The sequence below is a fragment of the Taklimakanibacter lacteus genome (assembly GCA_003576695.1).
Classification (GTDB): Bacteria; Pseudomonadota; Alphaproteobacteria; order Rhizobiales; family Aestuariivirgaceae; genus Taklimakanibacter; species Taklimakanibacter lacteus.
Window position 1 is genome coordinate 159,232 of record QOZQ01000011.1, and the last position, 15,346, is coordinate 174,577.

The 15,346-nt window shown below is 64.3% G+C and carries 17 protein-coding genes; 8 read left to right on the forward strand and 9 right to left on the reverse strand.

The annotated features are described in order from the left end of the window. The first annotated feature begins 3 nt into the window (after positions 1-3). From choX to DT068_RS22025, 5 genes are all read left to right on the forward strand, one after another. Entirely contained in the window at positions 4-942 is a 939-nt protein-coding gene (gene choX / locus DT068_RS22005; protein WP_119392040.1) for a choline ABC transporter substrate-binding protein, read from the forward strand. Between the two features lie 61 nt (positions 943-1,003). Beyond that, entirely contained in the window at positions 1,004-2,002 is a 999-nt protein-coding gene (locus DT068_RS22010) for an NAD(P)H-quinone oxidoreductase (RefSeq protein WP_119392041.1), read from the forward strand. A gap of 85 nt (positions 2,003-2,087) precedes the next feature. Then, a complete protein-coding gene (locus DT068_RS22015) occupies positions 2,088-2,801 on the forward strand; it encodes a DUF1013 domain-containing protein (RefSeq protein ID WP_119392042.1) in 714 nt (237 codons plus the stop codon). Next, the gene (locus DT068_RS22020; protein WP_119392043.1) at positions 2,801-3,400 is read left to right on the forward strand and encodes a short chain dehydrogenase; all 600 of its coding nucleotides are present in this window, start codon (positions 2,801-2,803) and stop codon (positions 3,398-3,400) included. The genes DT068_RS22015 and DT068_RS22020 overlap by 1 nt, the downstream gene beginning before the upstream one ends. A gap of 341 nt (positions 3,401-3,741) precedes the next feature. Continuing rightward, positions 3,742-4,749 carry a helix-turn-helix domain-containing protein gene (locus DT068_RS22025; RefSeq protein WP_162914368.1) on the forward strand — a complete coding sequence of 336 codons (1,008 nt, stop codon included), beginning with the start codon at positions 3,742-3,744 and terminating at the stop codon, positions 4,747-4,749. 12 nt (positions 4,750-4,761) lie between these two features. On the opposite strand, the gene DT068_RS22030 is transcribed toward DT068_RS22025, so the two are convergent. Genes DT068_RS22030 through DT068_RS22045 form a run of 4 tightly spaced genes read right to left on the reverse strand, consistent with a single transcriptional unit; the run spans position 4,762 to position 7,917 of the window. Beyond that, the gene (locus DT068_RS22030) at positions 4,762-5,199 is read right to left on the reverse strand and encodes a GNAT family N-acetyltransferase (RefSeq protein ID WP_119392045.1); all 438 of its coding nucleotides are present in this window, start codon (positions 5,197-5,199) and stop codon (positions 4,762-4,764) included. After that, positions 5,196-5,975 (reverse strand): SDR family NAD(P)-dependent oxidoreductase, encoded by a 780-nt coding sequence (locus tag DT068_RS22035; RefSeq protein WP_119392046.1) that lies wholly within the window; start codon positions 5,973-5,975, stop codon positions 5,196-5,198. Before DT068_RS22035 ends, DT068_RS22030 begins: the two co-directional genes overlap by 4 nt. Positions 5,976-5,984: 9 nt before the next feature. Next, the gene (locus DT068_RS22040; RefSeq protein ID WP_368904990.1) at positions 5,985-6,743 is read right to left on the reverse strand and encodes an SDR family oxidoreductase; all 759 of its coding nucleotides are present in this window, start codon (positions 6,741-6,743) and stop codon (positions 5,985-5,987) included. 28 nt (positions 6,744-6,771) lie between these two features. Then, the gene (locus DT068_RS22045) at positions 6,772-7,917 is read right to left on the reverse strand and encodes an MFS transporter (RefSeq protein ID WP_119392048.1); all 1,146 of its coding nucleotides are present in this window, start codon (positions 7,915-7,917) and stop codon (positions 6,772-6,774) included. 186 nt (positions 7,918-8,103) lie between these two features. Here DT068_RS22045 and DT068_RS22050 point away from each other — a divergent pair, with 186 nt between their 5' ends. Then, positions 8,104-8,841 carry a matrixin family metalloprotease gene (locus tag DT068_RS22050; protein WP_119392049.1) on the forward strand — a complete coding sequence of 246 codons (738 nt, stop codon included), beginning with the start codon at positions 8,104-8,106 and terminating at the stop codon, positions 8,839-8,841. Positions 8,842-8,862: 21 nt separating this feature from the next. Here the strand turns inward: DT068_RS22050 and DT068_RS22055 are convergent, their stop codons facing one another. Further along, complete coding sequence (locus DT068_RS22055; protein WP_119392115.1) at positions 8,863-10,761, reverse strand: propionyl-CoA synthetase; 1,899 nt, start codon at positions 10,759-10,761, stop codon at positions 8,863-8,865. A gap of 164 nt (positions 10,762-10,925) precedes the next feature. Between DT068_RS22055 and DT068_RS22060 the strand changes: the two genes are divergently transcribed. Together DT068_RS22060 and DT068_RS22065 are read left to right on the forward strand one after the other, a co-directional pair. Further along, positions 10,926-12,068, forward strand: coding sequence for a phosphatase PAP2 family protein (locus DT068_RS22060; RefSeq protein WP_162914369.1), 1,143 nt, complete (start codon positions 10,926-10,928; stop codon positions 12,066-12,068). Between the two features lie 71 nt (positions 12,069-12,139). Beyond that, a complete protein-coding gene (locus tag DT068_RS22065; RefSeq protein ID WP_368904993.1) occupies positions 12,140-12,943 on the forward strand; it encodes an inositol monophosphatase family protein in 804 nt (267 codons plus the stop codon). 73 nt (positions 12,944-13,016) lie between these two features. On the opposite strand, the gene rpsU is transcribed toward DT068_RS22065, so the two are convergent. The 4 genes from rpsU to DT068_RS22085 form a co-directional block, all read right to left on the reverse strand. Then, the gene (gene rpsU, locus DT068_RS22070; RefSeq protein WP_119269428.1) at positions 13,017-13,250 is read right to left on the reverse strand and encodes a 30S ribosomal protein S21; all 234 of its coding nucleotides are present in this window, start codon (positions 13,248-13,250) and stop codon (positions 13,017-13,019) included. 114 nt (positions 13,251-13,364) lie between these two features. Beyond that, positions 13,365-14,459: a 5-(carboxyamino)imidazole ribonucleotide synthase gene (locus DT068_RS22075; protein ID WP_119392052.1), complete on the reverse strand. Its 1,095-nt coding sequence runs from the start codon at positions 14,457-14,459 to the stop codon at positions 13,365-13,367. Continuing rightward, on the reverse strand, positions 14,459-15,007 hold the full coding sequence (gene purE / locus DT068_RS22080) for a 5-(carboxyamino)imidazole ribonucleotide mutase (protein WP_119392116.1): 549 nt from the start codon (positions 15,005-15,007) through the stop codon (positions 14,459-14,461). The genes DT068_RS22075 and purE overlap by 1 nt, the downstream gene beginning before the upstream one ends. A gap of 23 nt (positions 15,008-15,030) precedes the next feature. Then, positions 15,031-15,240, reverse strand: a complete 210-nt coding sequence (locus DT068_RS22085; protein WP_119392053.1) for a YdcH family protein — start codon at positions 15,238-15,240, stop codon at positions 15,031-15,033. Positions 15,241-15,346: the final 106 nt, after the last annotated feature.

Genomic DNA, 15,346 nt, shown 5'->3' on the forward strand with positions numbered 1-15,346 from the left:
CACATGCGCAGAATGCTCGCCTTCACCTTACTGTTCGGCTGCTGCTCCTGGGCCGCCCAGGCCGCCCAGGCCGCCGATGCGCCGCAATGCCAGAAGGTGCGGATCTCGGACCTCGGCTGGACCGATATCGCGCTCACCAACAGCACTGCGGAAGTGCTGCTCGACGCCCTGGGCTACGAAGCGACCCAGACGCTGCTCGGGCTCGATGTCACCTATATGAGCCTCAAGAACAACGAGATGGACGTGTTCCAGGGCAATTGGCGCCCGGTGCAGGACGAGCAGTATAGATCCTATTTCGAAGAGGGTTCGGTCGAGGTCCTGGGCGTCAATCTGGAAGGCGCCAAATTCACCCTGGCGGTTCCGAAATATGTGTCGGATGCCGGCGTGAAGAGCTTTGCCGATCTGGCCCAGCATGGCGATCAGTTCGGCAAGAAGATCTATGGCATCGAGCCCGGCTCGAACCAGCCGCTGCTCGATATGGTGGCCGCCAACCGGCATGGGCTCGGCGGCTGGGAGATCGTCGAATCGAGCGAAGCGGCGATGCTGGCCCAGGTTAGGAAATCGGTGCCCGGCAAGGACTGGATCGTGTTTCTGGGCTGGGCGCCGCATCCGATGAATCTCGATCACGAGATGACCTATCTGGCGGGCGGCGATGTCGAATATGGTCCCAATTTCGGCGGCGCCACGGTGCGCACGATCGCGCGCAAGGGCTTCACGAGCGAATGCCCCAATGCGGCGAAACTGTTCGCCAATCTGGTCTTTGACCTGGACTATGAGAACTACGGCATGCAGATGGTGCTGGGCGAAGGCAGGACGGCCGAAGACGCGGCGCGCGAGATGCTGAAACGCAATCCCGACAAGCTCGCCAGATGGCTGGATGGGGTTGCCACTTTCGATGGCCAGCCGGCACTGCCCGCGGTGAAATCGGCACTGGGGCTCTGAGAACTCGACAAGTCACACGGAAAGATTCAATCTCCGGCGATGCCATTTGCAGGAGATTTGCATGACCGACTTGCCGCGCCAGATGACCGCCATTGCCATTGCCAGACCGGGCGGGCCTGAGGTGCTCAAGCCGGAGCGGATCGCCGTTCCGCCGCTCAAGGACAGCGAGGTGCTGATCAAGGTCGCCGCGGCGGGCGTCAACCGCCCCGATGTGCTCCAGCGCCAGGGCGGCTATCCGCCGCCCGCCGGCGCGCCCCTGACGCCGGGGCTCGAAGTGGCGGGCACGGTCGTGGCCAGGGGCCCGTTGGTAAAGCGCTACAAGGAGGGCGATGCCGTCACCGCGCTGGTGCCGGGCGGTGGCTATGCCGAATATTGCGCCGCGGCCGAGGACAATGCGCTGCCGGTGCCTGAGGGATTGTCGCTGACCGAGGCGGGCGGCGTGCCTGAAACCTTCTTTACCGTGTGGACCAATGTGTTCGAGCGGGCAGGACTCAAGTCCGGTGAGACGCTGCTCGTCCATGGCGGCTCGAGCGGCATCGGCACCACCGCCATCATGCTGGCGCATCACCTGGGATCGCGCGTCTTCGCCACGGCCGGCAGCGCCGTCAAGTGCCGGGCCTGCGAAGCGCTGGGGGCCGAGCGCGGCATCAATTACCGAGACGAGGATTTCGTCGCCATCGTCAAGGAACTGACGGATGGCAAGGGCGCCGATGTCATCCTCGACATGGTGGGCGGCGATTATATCGGGCGCAACATGGCGGCGGCGGCCATGCACGGGCGGATCGTCAATATCGCCTTCCTCAAGGGATCGAAGGTCGAGGTCGACCTCCTGCCCATCATGGTAAAGCGCCTCACCCTCACGGGCTCGACGCTCAGGCCGCGCAGCGTGGCGGAGAAGGCCCTGATCGCCCGGGCGCTCGAGGCCAGGGTCTGGCCGCTCATCGCCCAAGGCAAGATCAGGCCGCAAATCTACAAGACCTTCCCGCTGAGCGAGGCCGCGGAAGCCCACCGGCTCATGGAAACGAGCGCCCATGTGGGCAAGATTGTGCTTGTGCCCTGAGGGGGGCAGCGCCTATATAGCCCCTATTCCATCAATCTTTTGATCTCGCGATCACAGAGCTTCGGTTCTGAAGGAGTTTTTACCTATGTCACGCGCACCGCTCATGCCCAAGGCCACGGCTGTCTGGCTGGTCGAGAACACTGCGCTCACCTTCCGGCAGATCGCCGATTTCGCCGGCCTGCATGAGCTCGAGGTGAAGGGCATCGCCGATGGCGACGTCGCCCAGGGCATCAAGGGCCTCGACCCGGTGACCGGCGGCCAGCTCACCCGCGAGGAGATCGAGAAGGGCGAGAAGAACCAGGACTACCGGCTCAAGCTGCTCGAGCCCAAGGTCAATATCGCCGTCCAGAAATCGACCAAGGGACCGCGCTACACGCCGGTCTCGAAGCGCGGCGACCGCCCGGATGCCATTGCCTGGCTCCTGCGCTATCACCCGGAATTGCCGGATTCGCAGGTCATGAAGCTCGTCGGCACGACCAAGACGACGATCGCCGCCATCCGCGACCGCACCCACTGGAACGCGCCCAACATCAAGCCGGTCGATCCGGTGTCGCTGGGCCTGTGCTCGCAGATCGATCTCGATTTCGCCGTGCAGAAGGCGGCGCGCAAGGCCGGTCGCGGCATCGTCCCCGACGCCGAGCCGGTCCGCACCCTCATCCCGGCGGCGGCGGCCGTGGTTCCTCCGGCGACTCCCGCCGAGCCCGAGCCTCAGGCCAAGAAGCCGCAGGAAGAGGAATATGACGCCGATTCCGTCTTCGCCAAGCTCAAGGGCCTCAAGGCGCCGAGCGAGGACGAATAATGCGTGTACTGATCATCGGGGCGAATGGCGCGCTCGGCCAGGCCGCCGTCGGCGCGCTGAAGGGCCGGCACGAGATCGTCACCGCCGGGCGCACATCGGGAGACGTGAAGGTCGACCTGCTCGACCGCCAGTCGATCGTCAATATGTACAAGGAGGCGGGCAAGCTCGACGCCGTTGTCGCCTGCACCGGGCATGCGCATTTCGGTCCGCTCGCCACGATGACCGACGAGCAGTTCATGGTCGGCCTCAAGGACAAGCTGATGGGGCAAGTCAATGTCGTCCTCATCGGCCAGTCGCTGATCAATGACAAGGGCTCCTTCACCCTGACCGGCGGCGTGCTCGACCGCGACCCGATCCGCAAGGGCGCCAATGCCTCGGCCGTGAACGGCGCGCTCAATGCCTTCGCGATGAGCGCCGCCATCGAGCTCGAGCGCCAAATCCGCATCAATGTCGTGAGTCCGACCGTGCTCGACGTATCGGCCAAGAAATATGATGGGTTCTTTCCCGGTCATGTGCCGGTCTCGTCCGAGCGCGTCGGCATCGCCTATGTGAAGAGCGTCGAAGGCGCGATCACCGGGCAAGTGATCAAGCTCGACTGATTCTCCCGGATTTGCAGCATCAGCTTTTCCCTGCGCGCTGGCGGCTCTTGCCGCCGGCGCGTAATTTTCTTCGCGGGTAGCTGCTTTGGTATTATGTTGTAGATGCAACATTTTTAGTGTAAGATGGAAACATTCTAAGGTTGTCGAAAGGGCATTTCGCTTTACGACAATATGTTGTTCACTCGATTCTTTGCCGAAAATTTCAAATTTTATAGTGGCTTAGGTTGATGAACCGGAAATGAACGGCCCGGTTAGGCGCCGTTCAGAAAAGTGCCTATATGTTGAATTCGCAACACTTGAGATGGAGAGGGCAATCTCGTCGCAAGGAGTCCGCAATGGGGATGAACATACTTGTCTGGCATGAATTCAGCACCAGCGTGCCGCCGGAAGTCGGGCGCTTTCCGGCCTCCTGTGAGGAGCTGATACAGCGCCACGCGGCGTTCGGCAGCGCCGTGGAAGAGGAAGCGCGGTTCTGCGGCACGATCCGGCGCTGCCGGCTCGGCATGGTCGAGGTCGCCAAGGTCACGACGACGACGCCAAGCCTTGTGCGAACCCCGGAACTGGTCAGCAATGGGGGCGACGCCATCTTCGCGGTGATATGCCGCGAAGGCGGCATGCGGTGCATCCGGGACGATGGTGCGACGCGCATATCATCGGGCGAAGGCATCATTTGCGACAGCGCCGAGCCGGGCAGTCTCGAAATGGAAAGTGGGACGCATTACTGGACACTGAAGGTGGCGCGCGCCGACATGGCGAAGATGGTGCCCCATATCAAGCGCTTCGCGGGCCTGCGGCTGAGCAACTGCGGAATGGCGGTCAAGCTGTTGATCCGGTATCTCGACGGGCTTGAAGGCAGTGACGCGCTCGGCAATGAGCAGGAAGCGCGGATTTTCGGAGAGCACCTGGTCGATCTCATCAGCATGGCGGTCGGCGCCCAAAGCGAGGTGCTGCAACTGGCCGAGAAGCGCGGCGTACGGGCGATGCGCCATGCCGCGGTGCTGCGCGAGATCGAGCGCAATATCGGCGACAACCGGCTGAGTGCCGCCCTGGTGGCCGAGATGCTCGGCGTGACGCCGCGCTACATACATTTCCTGCTCGAGGAAAGCGGCCGCACCTTCTCCGAGCATGTGCTCGCCCGCAGGCTCGAACTGGTCGAGGCGCTGCTCAGTGATGAGGCAAAGGGCAATCTCAAGATCTCGGCCATCGCGCGACAGGCGGGCTTCACCGACATGTCCTACTTCAACCGCAGCTTCCGCAGCCACTTCGGCGATACGCCGTCGGGCCTGCGCAAGCGCCGCCTGGGGCAGGCGGCGCAACTGTCGCCGTCCTTCAGGGAAGCGGCCGAATAACGCGCCTGTCGGTCAGCCGGTGAGGGTCTTGCGGAAGAAGGTGTCGCCCGGGTCGCCTTCTTCCGTCATCCGCCAGCCTTTCAATGCATAGAAAGCAGCGGCTCTGGAACCCGTTGCGGTGGTGAGCCAGGCCTCGCGATGACCCATCTCCACGAGCCAGGCTTCCGCCCGGGCGAGAAGGGCCGAGCCGTAGCCCCGGCCTTCCCGGCCGGGCAAGGTGAAGAGCGCGAAAATCGACGCATCGCGCCGGTCGGCCATGGCGAAGGCGACGATCTCGCCATCTTCCTCGGCCACCCAGGCGCCAAGGTCGCCGGCGGCCATCGCCGCTGCTGTGCTCGCCGGCGTGATGCCGCGCTCGGCCATCTGCGCGACGCTCATATGGTTCTCGACGACCGAGATGCGCACATGCGTGATCGCCGGCAGGTCGTCCGCGCGGGCCGTGCGGATCATGATTTGACCGGCACAGTGTAATTGAGCGAGAGCCGTCCGCCTTCGGCATAGATCGTCTGGCCGGTGATGTAGCTCGCATCGTCGCCGGCGAGGAAGGCCGCGATGGCGGCGATCTCGGCGGCCTCGCCGATCCGGCCGAGCGGCGTGCGCGACAGCAGGCGATGGCGGGCCTCGGGGTCGGCATTCACCGTCGTCAGCATGTCGGTCATGATGGAGCCTGGGCCAATGGCGTTGACGCGGATGCCATGCTCGGCAAGGCTGAGCGCCATGACCTTGGTGAGCTGATTGATGCCGCCCTTGGAGGCGGAGTAGGGCACCTGTGTCGCTATGGTGACGACGGCGTTGACCGATGACATGTTGATGATGGCGCCCGCTTTGCGCCCCGTCTTCACCTGCTTCACCATCTGCCGGGCGACCCGCTGGCTGACCAGGAAGGCGCCCTTGAGATTGACCCTGATCACCCGGTCGAAATCGACCTCGGAGACTTCGAGGATGTCGCCGGGCGCGGTGATGCCGGCATTGTTCACGAGAATATCGATGGCGCCGTGCCGGGAAATGACGGCGCCGATCAACCGGTCGACCTGAGCCGCATCGCCGACATCGCAATGCAGATAATGCGCATTGGCGCCGAGCGCCCGGGCCGTCTCATGCCCGCGCTCGTCATCGATATCGCTGATGATGACACTGGCCCCTTCGGCAATGAAACGCTCGGCGCAAGCGCGGCCGATGCCGCGCGCCGCGCCGGTGATGATGGCGATTCTGTCGGTCAGCTTCATGATTGCCGGCTATTGTGGGAGGGTGCCGCCGTGATCGGGGTCGATGACGATCGAGGCCATGGTGACGTGGCGCGGACGGCTCAACGCGAATATCCCGGCCTCGACGATGTCGCGGTTGGTGGCAAGCGAGTCGCGATCGCGCGGCGCCTCCCAGGCCTCGGCATCGAGCGGCGAGATGTCGACAAGGTTAGGTGGATAGAGCGCGCTGACGCGGATGGGCCTGCCCCTCAGCTCTTCCCTGAGACCCTCGGTCATGCCGGTCTGGCCGTGCTTGGCGGCATGAAAGGCGACCGATGCGCCCTGCAAGGGAACATTGGGAAGGCCCGAGATCGAGATGATGTTGAGGATGTCGCCGGCGCCCGATGCCTCGAGCGGCTTGATCAGGCCGCGGGTGAAGAGCAGCGTGCCGGTGACGCCCGATGCGATCGTGCCGACGATGGCATAGGCATCGTGCTCGTCCATCTTGCCGGGCAGCCATTGCGCGCCATTGTTGATGAGGATGTCGACTTTCGGCATCTCGTCGCGCATCTTCTTGGCGGTGAGGGTGACCTGGCCCGGATCGGCGAGATCGAAGACGATGGTCTGCGGACGCCGGCCGGTGCGCAGGCCAATGGCTTCGGCCGCGGTGGTGACCTGCTCGGTGTTGCGCCCGGTCATGACGACCTCGGCGCCAAGGTCGGCAAGGATGACGGCGAAGGCCGCGCCAAGGCCGCGGCCGGCGCCGGTGATGACCACTGTCTTGCCCGTGAAGTCAGGCCTGTCCATCATTCCCCTCATCGTGTTCGCCCGATCCTAGCTAATAGGCATCGGCGGCGCCAGCGGCCCTGGCCGAAGCGGCGATCACCAGCGATGCGAGCACGATCAGGCCGAGCGCCGCGGTCAACCCGGTCAGCTCGGCGACAAAGCCGATCAGCGGCGGTCCGGCGAGGAAGCCCGCATAGCCAAGTGTCGTCACGGCGGCAATGCCGCGTCCCGGGGCGTCGGGTTCGAGCCGGCCGCCACCGGCAAACAGGACAGGCGCGGCGTTGCCTATGCCTATTCCGGCAAGAGCGAGAGCGATGATCGCAATTGTGGCTGAAGGAACGACCAGCGCAATGGCCACCCCGAGAGCCATCAGCAGGGCGCTCCAGCGCACGAGGCGCCGGGCGCCGAATTTCATGCGCATGCGGTCGCCGAGCAGGCGCGAAAGTGACATTCCGGAAGCGAAAGACGCGAAACCCAAAGCGGCCGTGCCGGCGTCCAGCATGAAACGCTGGCGCAGCATGAGGCCGGACCAGTCGACGACGGCGCCTTCGCCCATCAAGGCGAGGAAGCACAAGGCCCCGAGGCCGACGGTCGCCCGGGTCGGCAGGACGAAACCCTCGCCAGACAGGCCCCTGTCGATTTCCGTGGGCAGGAAGAAACGCATGCAAGGCAGGAACAGGACGAGGCCAATGATCGAAGCAAGGAGGATGTGGCCAGTGCCATCCAGCAATCCCAGCAAAAGCGCGCCGAGCAGTGAGCCGACCATGGCGCCGATGCTGAATGCCGCATGGAGAAAGGACAGGGTGGCACGCCGCATGGCCTTTTCCACGGCGATGCCATGGGCATTCATGGCGACATCCATGCTGCCGATCGTCGCGCCGAAGACGATGGCGACCAGGATGAAGGTGAAAAGATCCGGGGCCAAAGGCGGCAGGATGAAAGCGAGGCAGAAAGCAATTCCGGTGACGGCGGTGACGCGGGCGCTGCCAAAGCGATTGATCAGTCCGCCCGAAAGCGGCATGGCGACAATGGCACCGGCCGCGATGGCCAGTAGCGCCACGCCAAAAATCCCGGTTCCAACATCAAGGCGATCCTTCGCCAGCGGAATATGCGGAATCCAGCTTCCCACGACAAAGCCGTGAACGAGGAAGGTGAGGGCGATGGCGCCGCGGGCGTGGCGAATGACTGAAGGTGACATGGCGTCGCGCGATTCGATGCTGGTTGAAAAGTTCCCCTATCACTTCGTCCGTGAGCGGCAAAATGCGGATTGCGCGCGCAGACGAATTATAGGAAAACCGGGCCGCGCCGGATGCAGTTCCGCAATGAGACAGCGAACGCCGCGCCACGAACGACAACGACAGATGGGTGAGTGAGGAACAACTGCATGATGCTGCGCAGCTTCGCTGCCGCCGCGATCGTTCTGGCGGCGACGATGTCGGGCCCGTGCATGGCAAGCGACCAGCGGCTTCTGGTGCTGGATGGCTCCTGGGTCAAATGGGGCGCTCCCAAATGGGGCGCGGGGGCCACGGTGACCTATGGCTTCGCCGATGCGGCAGTAAGGTCGCCCACGGCCCGCAATTGCGCTTCCCTGGTGGCGTTCGATGAACTGGCGAGACGGACCGGCCTGGCGGGTCCTCGCCTGCGCGCCGAAGCCGAGGCCGCCTTTGCCGCGTGGTCGCAGGTCACCGGCCTTGCCTTTGTCGAAGCGCCAGTTGCCGCCAGGGCCGACATCCTGATCGGCGCCCAGGGGAAGCCCACGGGCTGGGCCTTCACCAATATCGAGCTCGAGTCCGGACCGCAGGCGCAAGCGCCGGCGACCGAGAGAGGCCTCGCCGAAACACCGGAGCAGGCGACACCCGCCGCGGCACACAGCATAAGGTCGATCCGCCATGCCTCGATCTGCCTCAACCCGCTGGCGAAGTGGAAGATCGGCTTTGACGGGAATCTCAGGACCTATGATGTGCGCTACACTCTCATGCATGAGATCGGCCACGCCATCGGGCTCGATCATCCCGGTGCCGCAGGCGCATTGATGGGATTCCGCTATGACGAGAAGCTCACCGGTCCGACGCGGAGCGACGGCGAAGCTGCGCGGGCGCTCTACGGTCCGCACGTGAAGTGAGCCATTTATTTCTTGCTATGCTCAGCCCATGCCCTTGGTCTTGAGCGCCGTCGTGATCTCATCGAGGATCGCGGGGTCATCGATGGTGGCCGGCATCTTCCAGTCCTCGCGGTCGGCGATCTTGCGCATGGTGGATCTGAGGATCTTGCCCGAGCGCGTCTTGGGCAGGCGTCCGACGATCATCACGGTCTTGAAGCTCGCCACCGGACCGATCTCATCGCGGATCCTGGTGACACATTCGGCTTCGATTTCGGCCGGCGCGCGAGCGACACCCGCCTTCAGCACGACAAAGCCGACCGGCACCTGGCCCTTCAAGGCATCGGCGATGCCGATCACCGCGCATTCGGCGACATTGGGATGGCCCGCCAGGACCTCTTCCATGCTGCCGGTCGAGAGGCGATGGCCCGCCGTGTTGATGATGTCGTCGGTGCGCGCCATGATGTAGAGATAGCCGTCCTCATCCATGTAGCCGGCATCGGCGGTCTCGTAATAGCCGGGGAAATGCTCGAGATAGCTGGCGCGGAAGCGCGCGTCATTCCCCCACAGGGTCGGCAGGCAGCCGGGCGGCAAAGGCGTCTTCACGCAAATGGCGCCGAGATCGCCGCGCTTCACCTCATGGCCCCCTTCATCCAGCACCCGCACGTCGTAGCCCGGCATCGGAACGGTGGGCGAGCCATATTTGACCGGCAGCTGGCCGAGGCCCACCGGATTGGCGACGATCGGCCAGCCGGTTTCCGTCTGCCACCAATGATCGATCACCGGCACGCGCAACCGCTCTTCCGCCCATTTGACCGTGTCGGGATCGGCGCGCTCGCCGGCAAGGAAGAGCGTGCGGAAAGCCGACAGGTCATATTTGCGGATGAAATTGCCGTCCGGGTCTTCCTTCTTGATGGCGCGGAAGGCGGTGGGCGCGGTGAACAGGGCCTTCACGCCATGCTCGGAAATCACGCGCCAGAAGGTGCCGGCATCGGGCGTGCCGACCGGCTTTCCTTCGAACAGGATCGAGGTCGCGCCATGCAGCAGCGGCGCATAGACGATGTAGGAGTGGCCAACGACCCAGCCAACATCGGATGCGGCCCAGAAGGTTTCGCCGGGGGCGATGCCATAGATGTTCGACATCGACCATTTGAGCGCCACCATGTGGCCGCCATTGTCACGCACCACGCCCTTGGGCTGGCCGGTGGTGCCCGAAGTGTAGAGGATATAGAGGGGATCGGTCGCCTTGACGGTCACGCAATCGGCCATGTGTCCCTTCTTGCGGGCGGCGGCAACGAGGCCGGCCCAATCGTGATCGTGACCCTGAGCCAGATCCGCGGCCAGTTGCGGGCGCTGCCAGACGAGCCCCGCTTGCGGCTTGTGGCGGGCCAGCTCGATCGCCTTGTCGACCAGCGGCTTATAGGCGATCACGCGGCCGGGCTCGAGGCCGCAGGAGGCCGACATGATGAGCTTCGGCTTCGCATCATTGATGCGCGTGGCGAGCTCGGCCGGGGCAAAGCCGCCGAACACCACCGAGTGGATGGCGCCGATGCGCGCGCAAGCCAGCATGGCGAAAACCGCCTCGGGGATCATCGGCATGTAGATCAGGACGCGATCGCCCGCGGCGATGCCGAGATCGCTCAGCACCGCGGCAAGCGTGGCGACCTCGTCGCGAAGCTCGGCATAGGTGAAGCGCGTCTTGGCGCCGATAAAGGCGCTGTCATAGATGAGCGCCGTCCTGGCGCCGTTGCCCGCCGCGACGTGACGATCCACGGCATTCCAGCAGGTGTTGCACTCGGCGCCGACAAACCAGCGGTCGAGCCCATCGACTTTCGCATGGACCTGGTCCCAGGGCTTGATCCAGTCGACCTCCCGCGCCGCCGCCGCCCAGAATCCGGCCGGATCCTTCCGCCATGTCTCATAGGTATGGTGATAGTCGCTCATGCCGCCCATCATAGTTAACGCTTCGTGTCCAGTAACCGATATAATCCACGCAAAGCTTAACAGCTTTTCAAGGCCAAGCTGCCAGTCTCCCGATCCTTACGGACGGGATGGGACCATGCGCGATTTTGCGGCTTCAGCCAATGACTGCGAGTACGGGTGCGCCCATGGCTGACCTGGCCCAGGTCGCCCAGCCCGACCGCGAGGCCGTTGCGGCGGTCAAGGCGGCGTTTCGAAGCCTGCCGGGGAGTTTCGGCGCCCATCTCTCCTTCTTCGTCCTGTGCGCGGCATATATCGCGGCGTATCTTTTTGCCGCTTCCACCATCAATCAGGGTGGAATGATCTCGATCGTCAGCATGTTCTCGACCTTCATGCTGGTGTCAGGCCCCATCCTGCTTGCCGCCGCCATCCTCATCGAGCTCGATCGCGTCATCCGCCGCGAGCGGTCGCAACATCCGCTGGCGGATCTCGCAAAAGGGCTGCTGACCTTCTTCACGCGCGACGGCCGCTTCGCCAGGGGATTGCCCCTGTTCCTCATGCTGCCGCCCTTCATGTTCGTCTTCGCGCAAGTGAAGGCGCTGATACCCGTGTTCCAACCCTTCGCCTGGGACCCGGCATTCGATCATCTCGACCGTGTCATGCATTTCGGCAGGCTGCCATGGGAATGGCTGCAGCCCGTGCTCGGTTTTGCCCCCGTCACGCTGGTGCTCAACCTGAACTATAATTTCTGGTTCCTGGCGATGTGGATCTTCCTCGTTCATTTCCTGTGGGTCGAGCGCAGCGGCATCCATCGCACGCGGACATTGCTTGCCTTCTTCCTGACCTGGGTGATCTGCGGCAGCCTGCTGGCGGTGCTCCTGTCTTCGGCCGGGCCTGCCTTCTATGGCCGGCTTGGCCTGTCTCCCGACCCCTATGCCGGTCTCATGGCCTATCTCAGGGCCGCCAATGAGGCGCTGCCGATCTGGGCGGTGCCGGTCCAGGACATGCTGTGGGCCGGCTATACCGGCGAGGGGGGACTCCTGCGCGGCATATCGGCGATGCCGAGCGTTCACAATGCCTCGGCTCTTCTGCTGGTGCTCGCGGTCTGGAACAGGTCGATCTTCGTGCGCAGCGTCGCGATCGCCCATGCGGTGCTCATCTTCATCGGGTCCATCCATCTGGCCTGGCACTATGCCGTCGACAGCTATCTCGCCTGGGCGGTGACGCTGGCGATCTGGTGGGGCGCGGGGGCGGTGGCGCGCCGGTGGGAAGAGACGCCCCTGGCGCGGAATTTCAGCATGAGCCAAGCCGGGCATCGCCAGCCGGCCTAATCTGCGCACTTGGCTCACGGTCAAAGACTTGCTAGGGCGAAGCTCCTTTCCCTCTAGAGCAGGTCCTCATTGTGGCTCAATCGGCTAATCTCACCGTCATGATCAATGCCGTGCGCAAGGCGGCGCGCGGCGTGCAACGCGATTTCGGCGAAATCGCCAATCTCCAGGTCTCGGTCAAGGGGCCGGGAAACTTCGTCACCGCCGCCGACAAGCGCTGCGAGAAGGTCATCCGCGAAGAGCTCGAAAAGGCGCGTCCCGGCTACAGCTTCCTGATGGAGGAATCAGGCAGCGTGACCGGCAGCGATGCCGATCACCGCTGGATCATCGATCCGATCGACGGAACGACGAATTTCATTCATTCGATCCCCTTCTTCGCGCTGTCGGTGGCGCTCGAGCGCAAGGGCGATCTCCTGGCAGCCGTCACCTATAACCCGATCTCGGATGAGCTGTTCACGGCAGAACGCGGGCAGGGCGCCTTCCTCAACAACCGGCGCCTGCGCGTGGCGGCGCGCAAGCTCCTCGCCGACAGCGTGGTGGCCTGGGGCATTCCCTCGATCGGGGATGAGGATCGTCATGCCCAGTTCCAGCGCGAGATGGCTCAACTTCTGCCCAAGGTCGCGGCGATCCGCCAGATGGGCTCGGCGGCGCTCGAGCTCGCTTACGTCGCGGCCGGCCGCATCGATGTGATGCAAGGCCGCGGCCTCGAGCCCTGGGACAGCGCCGCCGGCATCCTGATGGTGCGCGAGGCCGGCGGCGTCACGATGTCGGCGGAAGGCGAGAAGGCGCCGTTCGAGACAGGCACGATCCTTGCCGGCAATGCCGATCTCGTTCCTCTGATCAAGGCGGAGATAGCGGCGGCTCGTAAAGCCGCCTGAGTCGCCCAGCAGGCTCACATGGAAAAGGCCGGGACTTGCCCGGCCTTTTTCGTCTCCGCGCTTGTGGCGCGAATTACGGCTTCACGACCTTCTTGGGGGCCGGCAACAGGCCTTCGCGCTGAAGGCGCTTGCGGGCCAGCTTGCGGGCGCGGCGAACGGCTTCCGCCTTTTCGCGGGCCTTCTTCTCGGAAGGCTTTTCATAGTGGCCGCGGAGCTTCATCTCGCGGAAAATGCCCTCGCGCTGCATCTTCTTCTTGAGGGCCTTGAGCGCCTGATCGACGTTGTTGTCGCGAACGATAACTTGCACGAGATTTGACCTCGGTTCCTTTGTTAACGGTTGTGTCCAGAAGGCGGGTCCGGATAAGCAGACCCATCGAAAGGGTTACCCCTCTCAAGCTGGCGGGCGAAATAGCACAGGGTTTCAGTCCTGTCGAGGGGTCAGCCTGTTCACATGGCCCATTTTCCGGCCGGGTCTCGATTCCGCCTTGCCATAGAGGTGGATAGCGGTCCGGGGCTCCCGGGCAAGATCCTGCCAGCCGGCAGCGTCATCGCCCAGGAGATTGGTCATGACGACGTCGCTATGGCGTTCCGGACCGCCCAGCGGCCAGCCGGCGACGGCCCTGATATGCTGCTCGAACTGCGAGATGAGGCAAGCGTCCATGGTCCAGTGGCCGGAATTATGGACGCGGGGCGCGATCTCATTGACGATCAGCCTCTCGCGACCGGTTTCCCGGGACAGGAACAGTTCGACCCCGATGATGCCGACATAATCGAGCGCCGCGGTGATCCGCCGGGCGATGTCGCGCGCCGCCTCCGCGGTCTCGGGGGCGATCGCCGCCGGCACGATCGACTGATGCAGGATATGATTCGCGTGCCGGTTCTCGGGCACGTCATAGACCGCTACCGCGCCGTCCCAGCCGCGCGCGGCGATGACGGAGACCTCCTTCTCGAAAGCGACAAAGCCCTCGAGAATGGCGGGCCTCCCGCCGGTCTGCGCCCAGGCGGCATCAAGCGCCGTATCGGCCCTGATCGTCGTCTGACCCTTGCCGTCATAGCCGAAGCGGCGGGTCTTCAGGATGGCCGGCCGGCCGATAAGGGCAACCGCCTCGGCAAGCCCTGCCGGATCATCGACAGGGGCGAAGGGCGCGGTTTCGAGACCAATGCGGGTGAGGAAGGTCTTTTCGACCAGTCGGTCCTGGCTGGTGGCGAGCGCTTCCGCGCCCGGCGCCAGGGGCTTCAGGCGGCCGAGGATCGCGGCGGTCTCGGCGGGCACATTCTCGAATTCATAGGTCACGACGTCGACAGCCGAGGCAAAGGCCTCGAGCGCGGCACTGTCGTCATAGGCGGCGCAAATATGGTGGGCGGAGACCTGGAAGGCCGGGCTGTCGGGCTCCGGCGCATAGATATGGCAGCGCAGCCCCAGGCGCGCGGCGGCAAGGGTCAGCATGCGGCCGAGCTGGCCGCCGCCCAGAATGCCGATGACGGAATTGGGCGGCAGAGGCCGCGAGAGCCGCATCAAGTCCCGTCCTTAGGGCGTTCTGCAACGGCAGCGGTCTGCTTTGCCCGCCAGGCCTCCAGCCGCTTGCCCAGCGCCTTGTCATTGAGGGCGAGGATACCGGCGGCGAGCAGGGCGGCGTTGATGGCGCCGGGCTTGCCAATGGCGAGCGTGCCGACGGGGATGCCGGGCGGCATCTGGACGATGGAATAGAGGCTGTCCTGGCCTTTCAGCGCCTGGCTCTCGACCGGCACGCCCAGCACCGGCAAGGTCGTCATCGAGGCGGTCATGCCGGGCAGGTGGGCGGCGCCGCCGGCCCCGGCGATGATGACCTGGAAACCCTCATCCCGGGCGCCCTTGGCGAAAGCGTAGAGCCTTTCCGGGGTGCGATGCGCCGAGACGATGCGGGCCTCGTGCGCAATGCCAAGCTCGGCCAGCGTGTCGGCCGCATGTTTCATGGTCGAGGGCCAATCGGACTGGCTGCCCATGATGATGGCGACCCTGGAGCGCCGTGCCGGCGCTTTAAGGTTTTGTTTCCGCGCATCGGCTTGTCCTGAACCTGCGCGCATTTTTCGGGCCGGTGCCTTGGCGCTCATGCGATGATGTCCGGGATCAGCTTGTCCTCGACCTTCTGGATCTCGTCCTTGATCTGCAGCTTCATCTTCTTGAGCCGGCGCAGCTGGAGCTGGTCGCCGGTGCCGGACGCTTCGAGCGAGGAAATGGCGGCATCCAGGTCGCGATGTTGCTGTCGCAGCGTCATGAGCCTCGTCTGCAGAAGATTCTCTTCAGTCCCGTTGTTCATTCCGGCGCCAGACCCCGTTTTCGCACCGATTTTTCCACACTCCCCTATGCCCTTGCACAGGGTTCGACAAGACCCCAAGTCTGTGTCACACTTATTTGGTCAACAC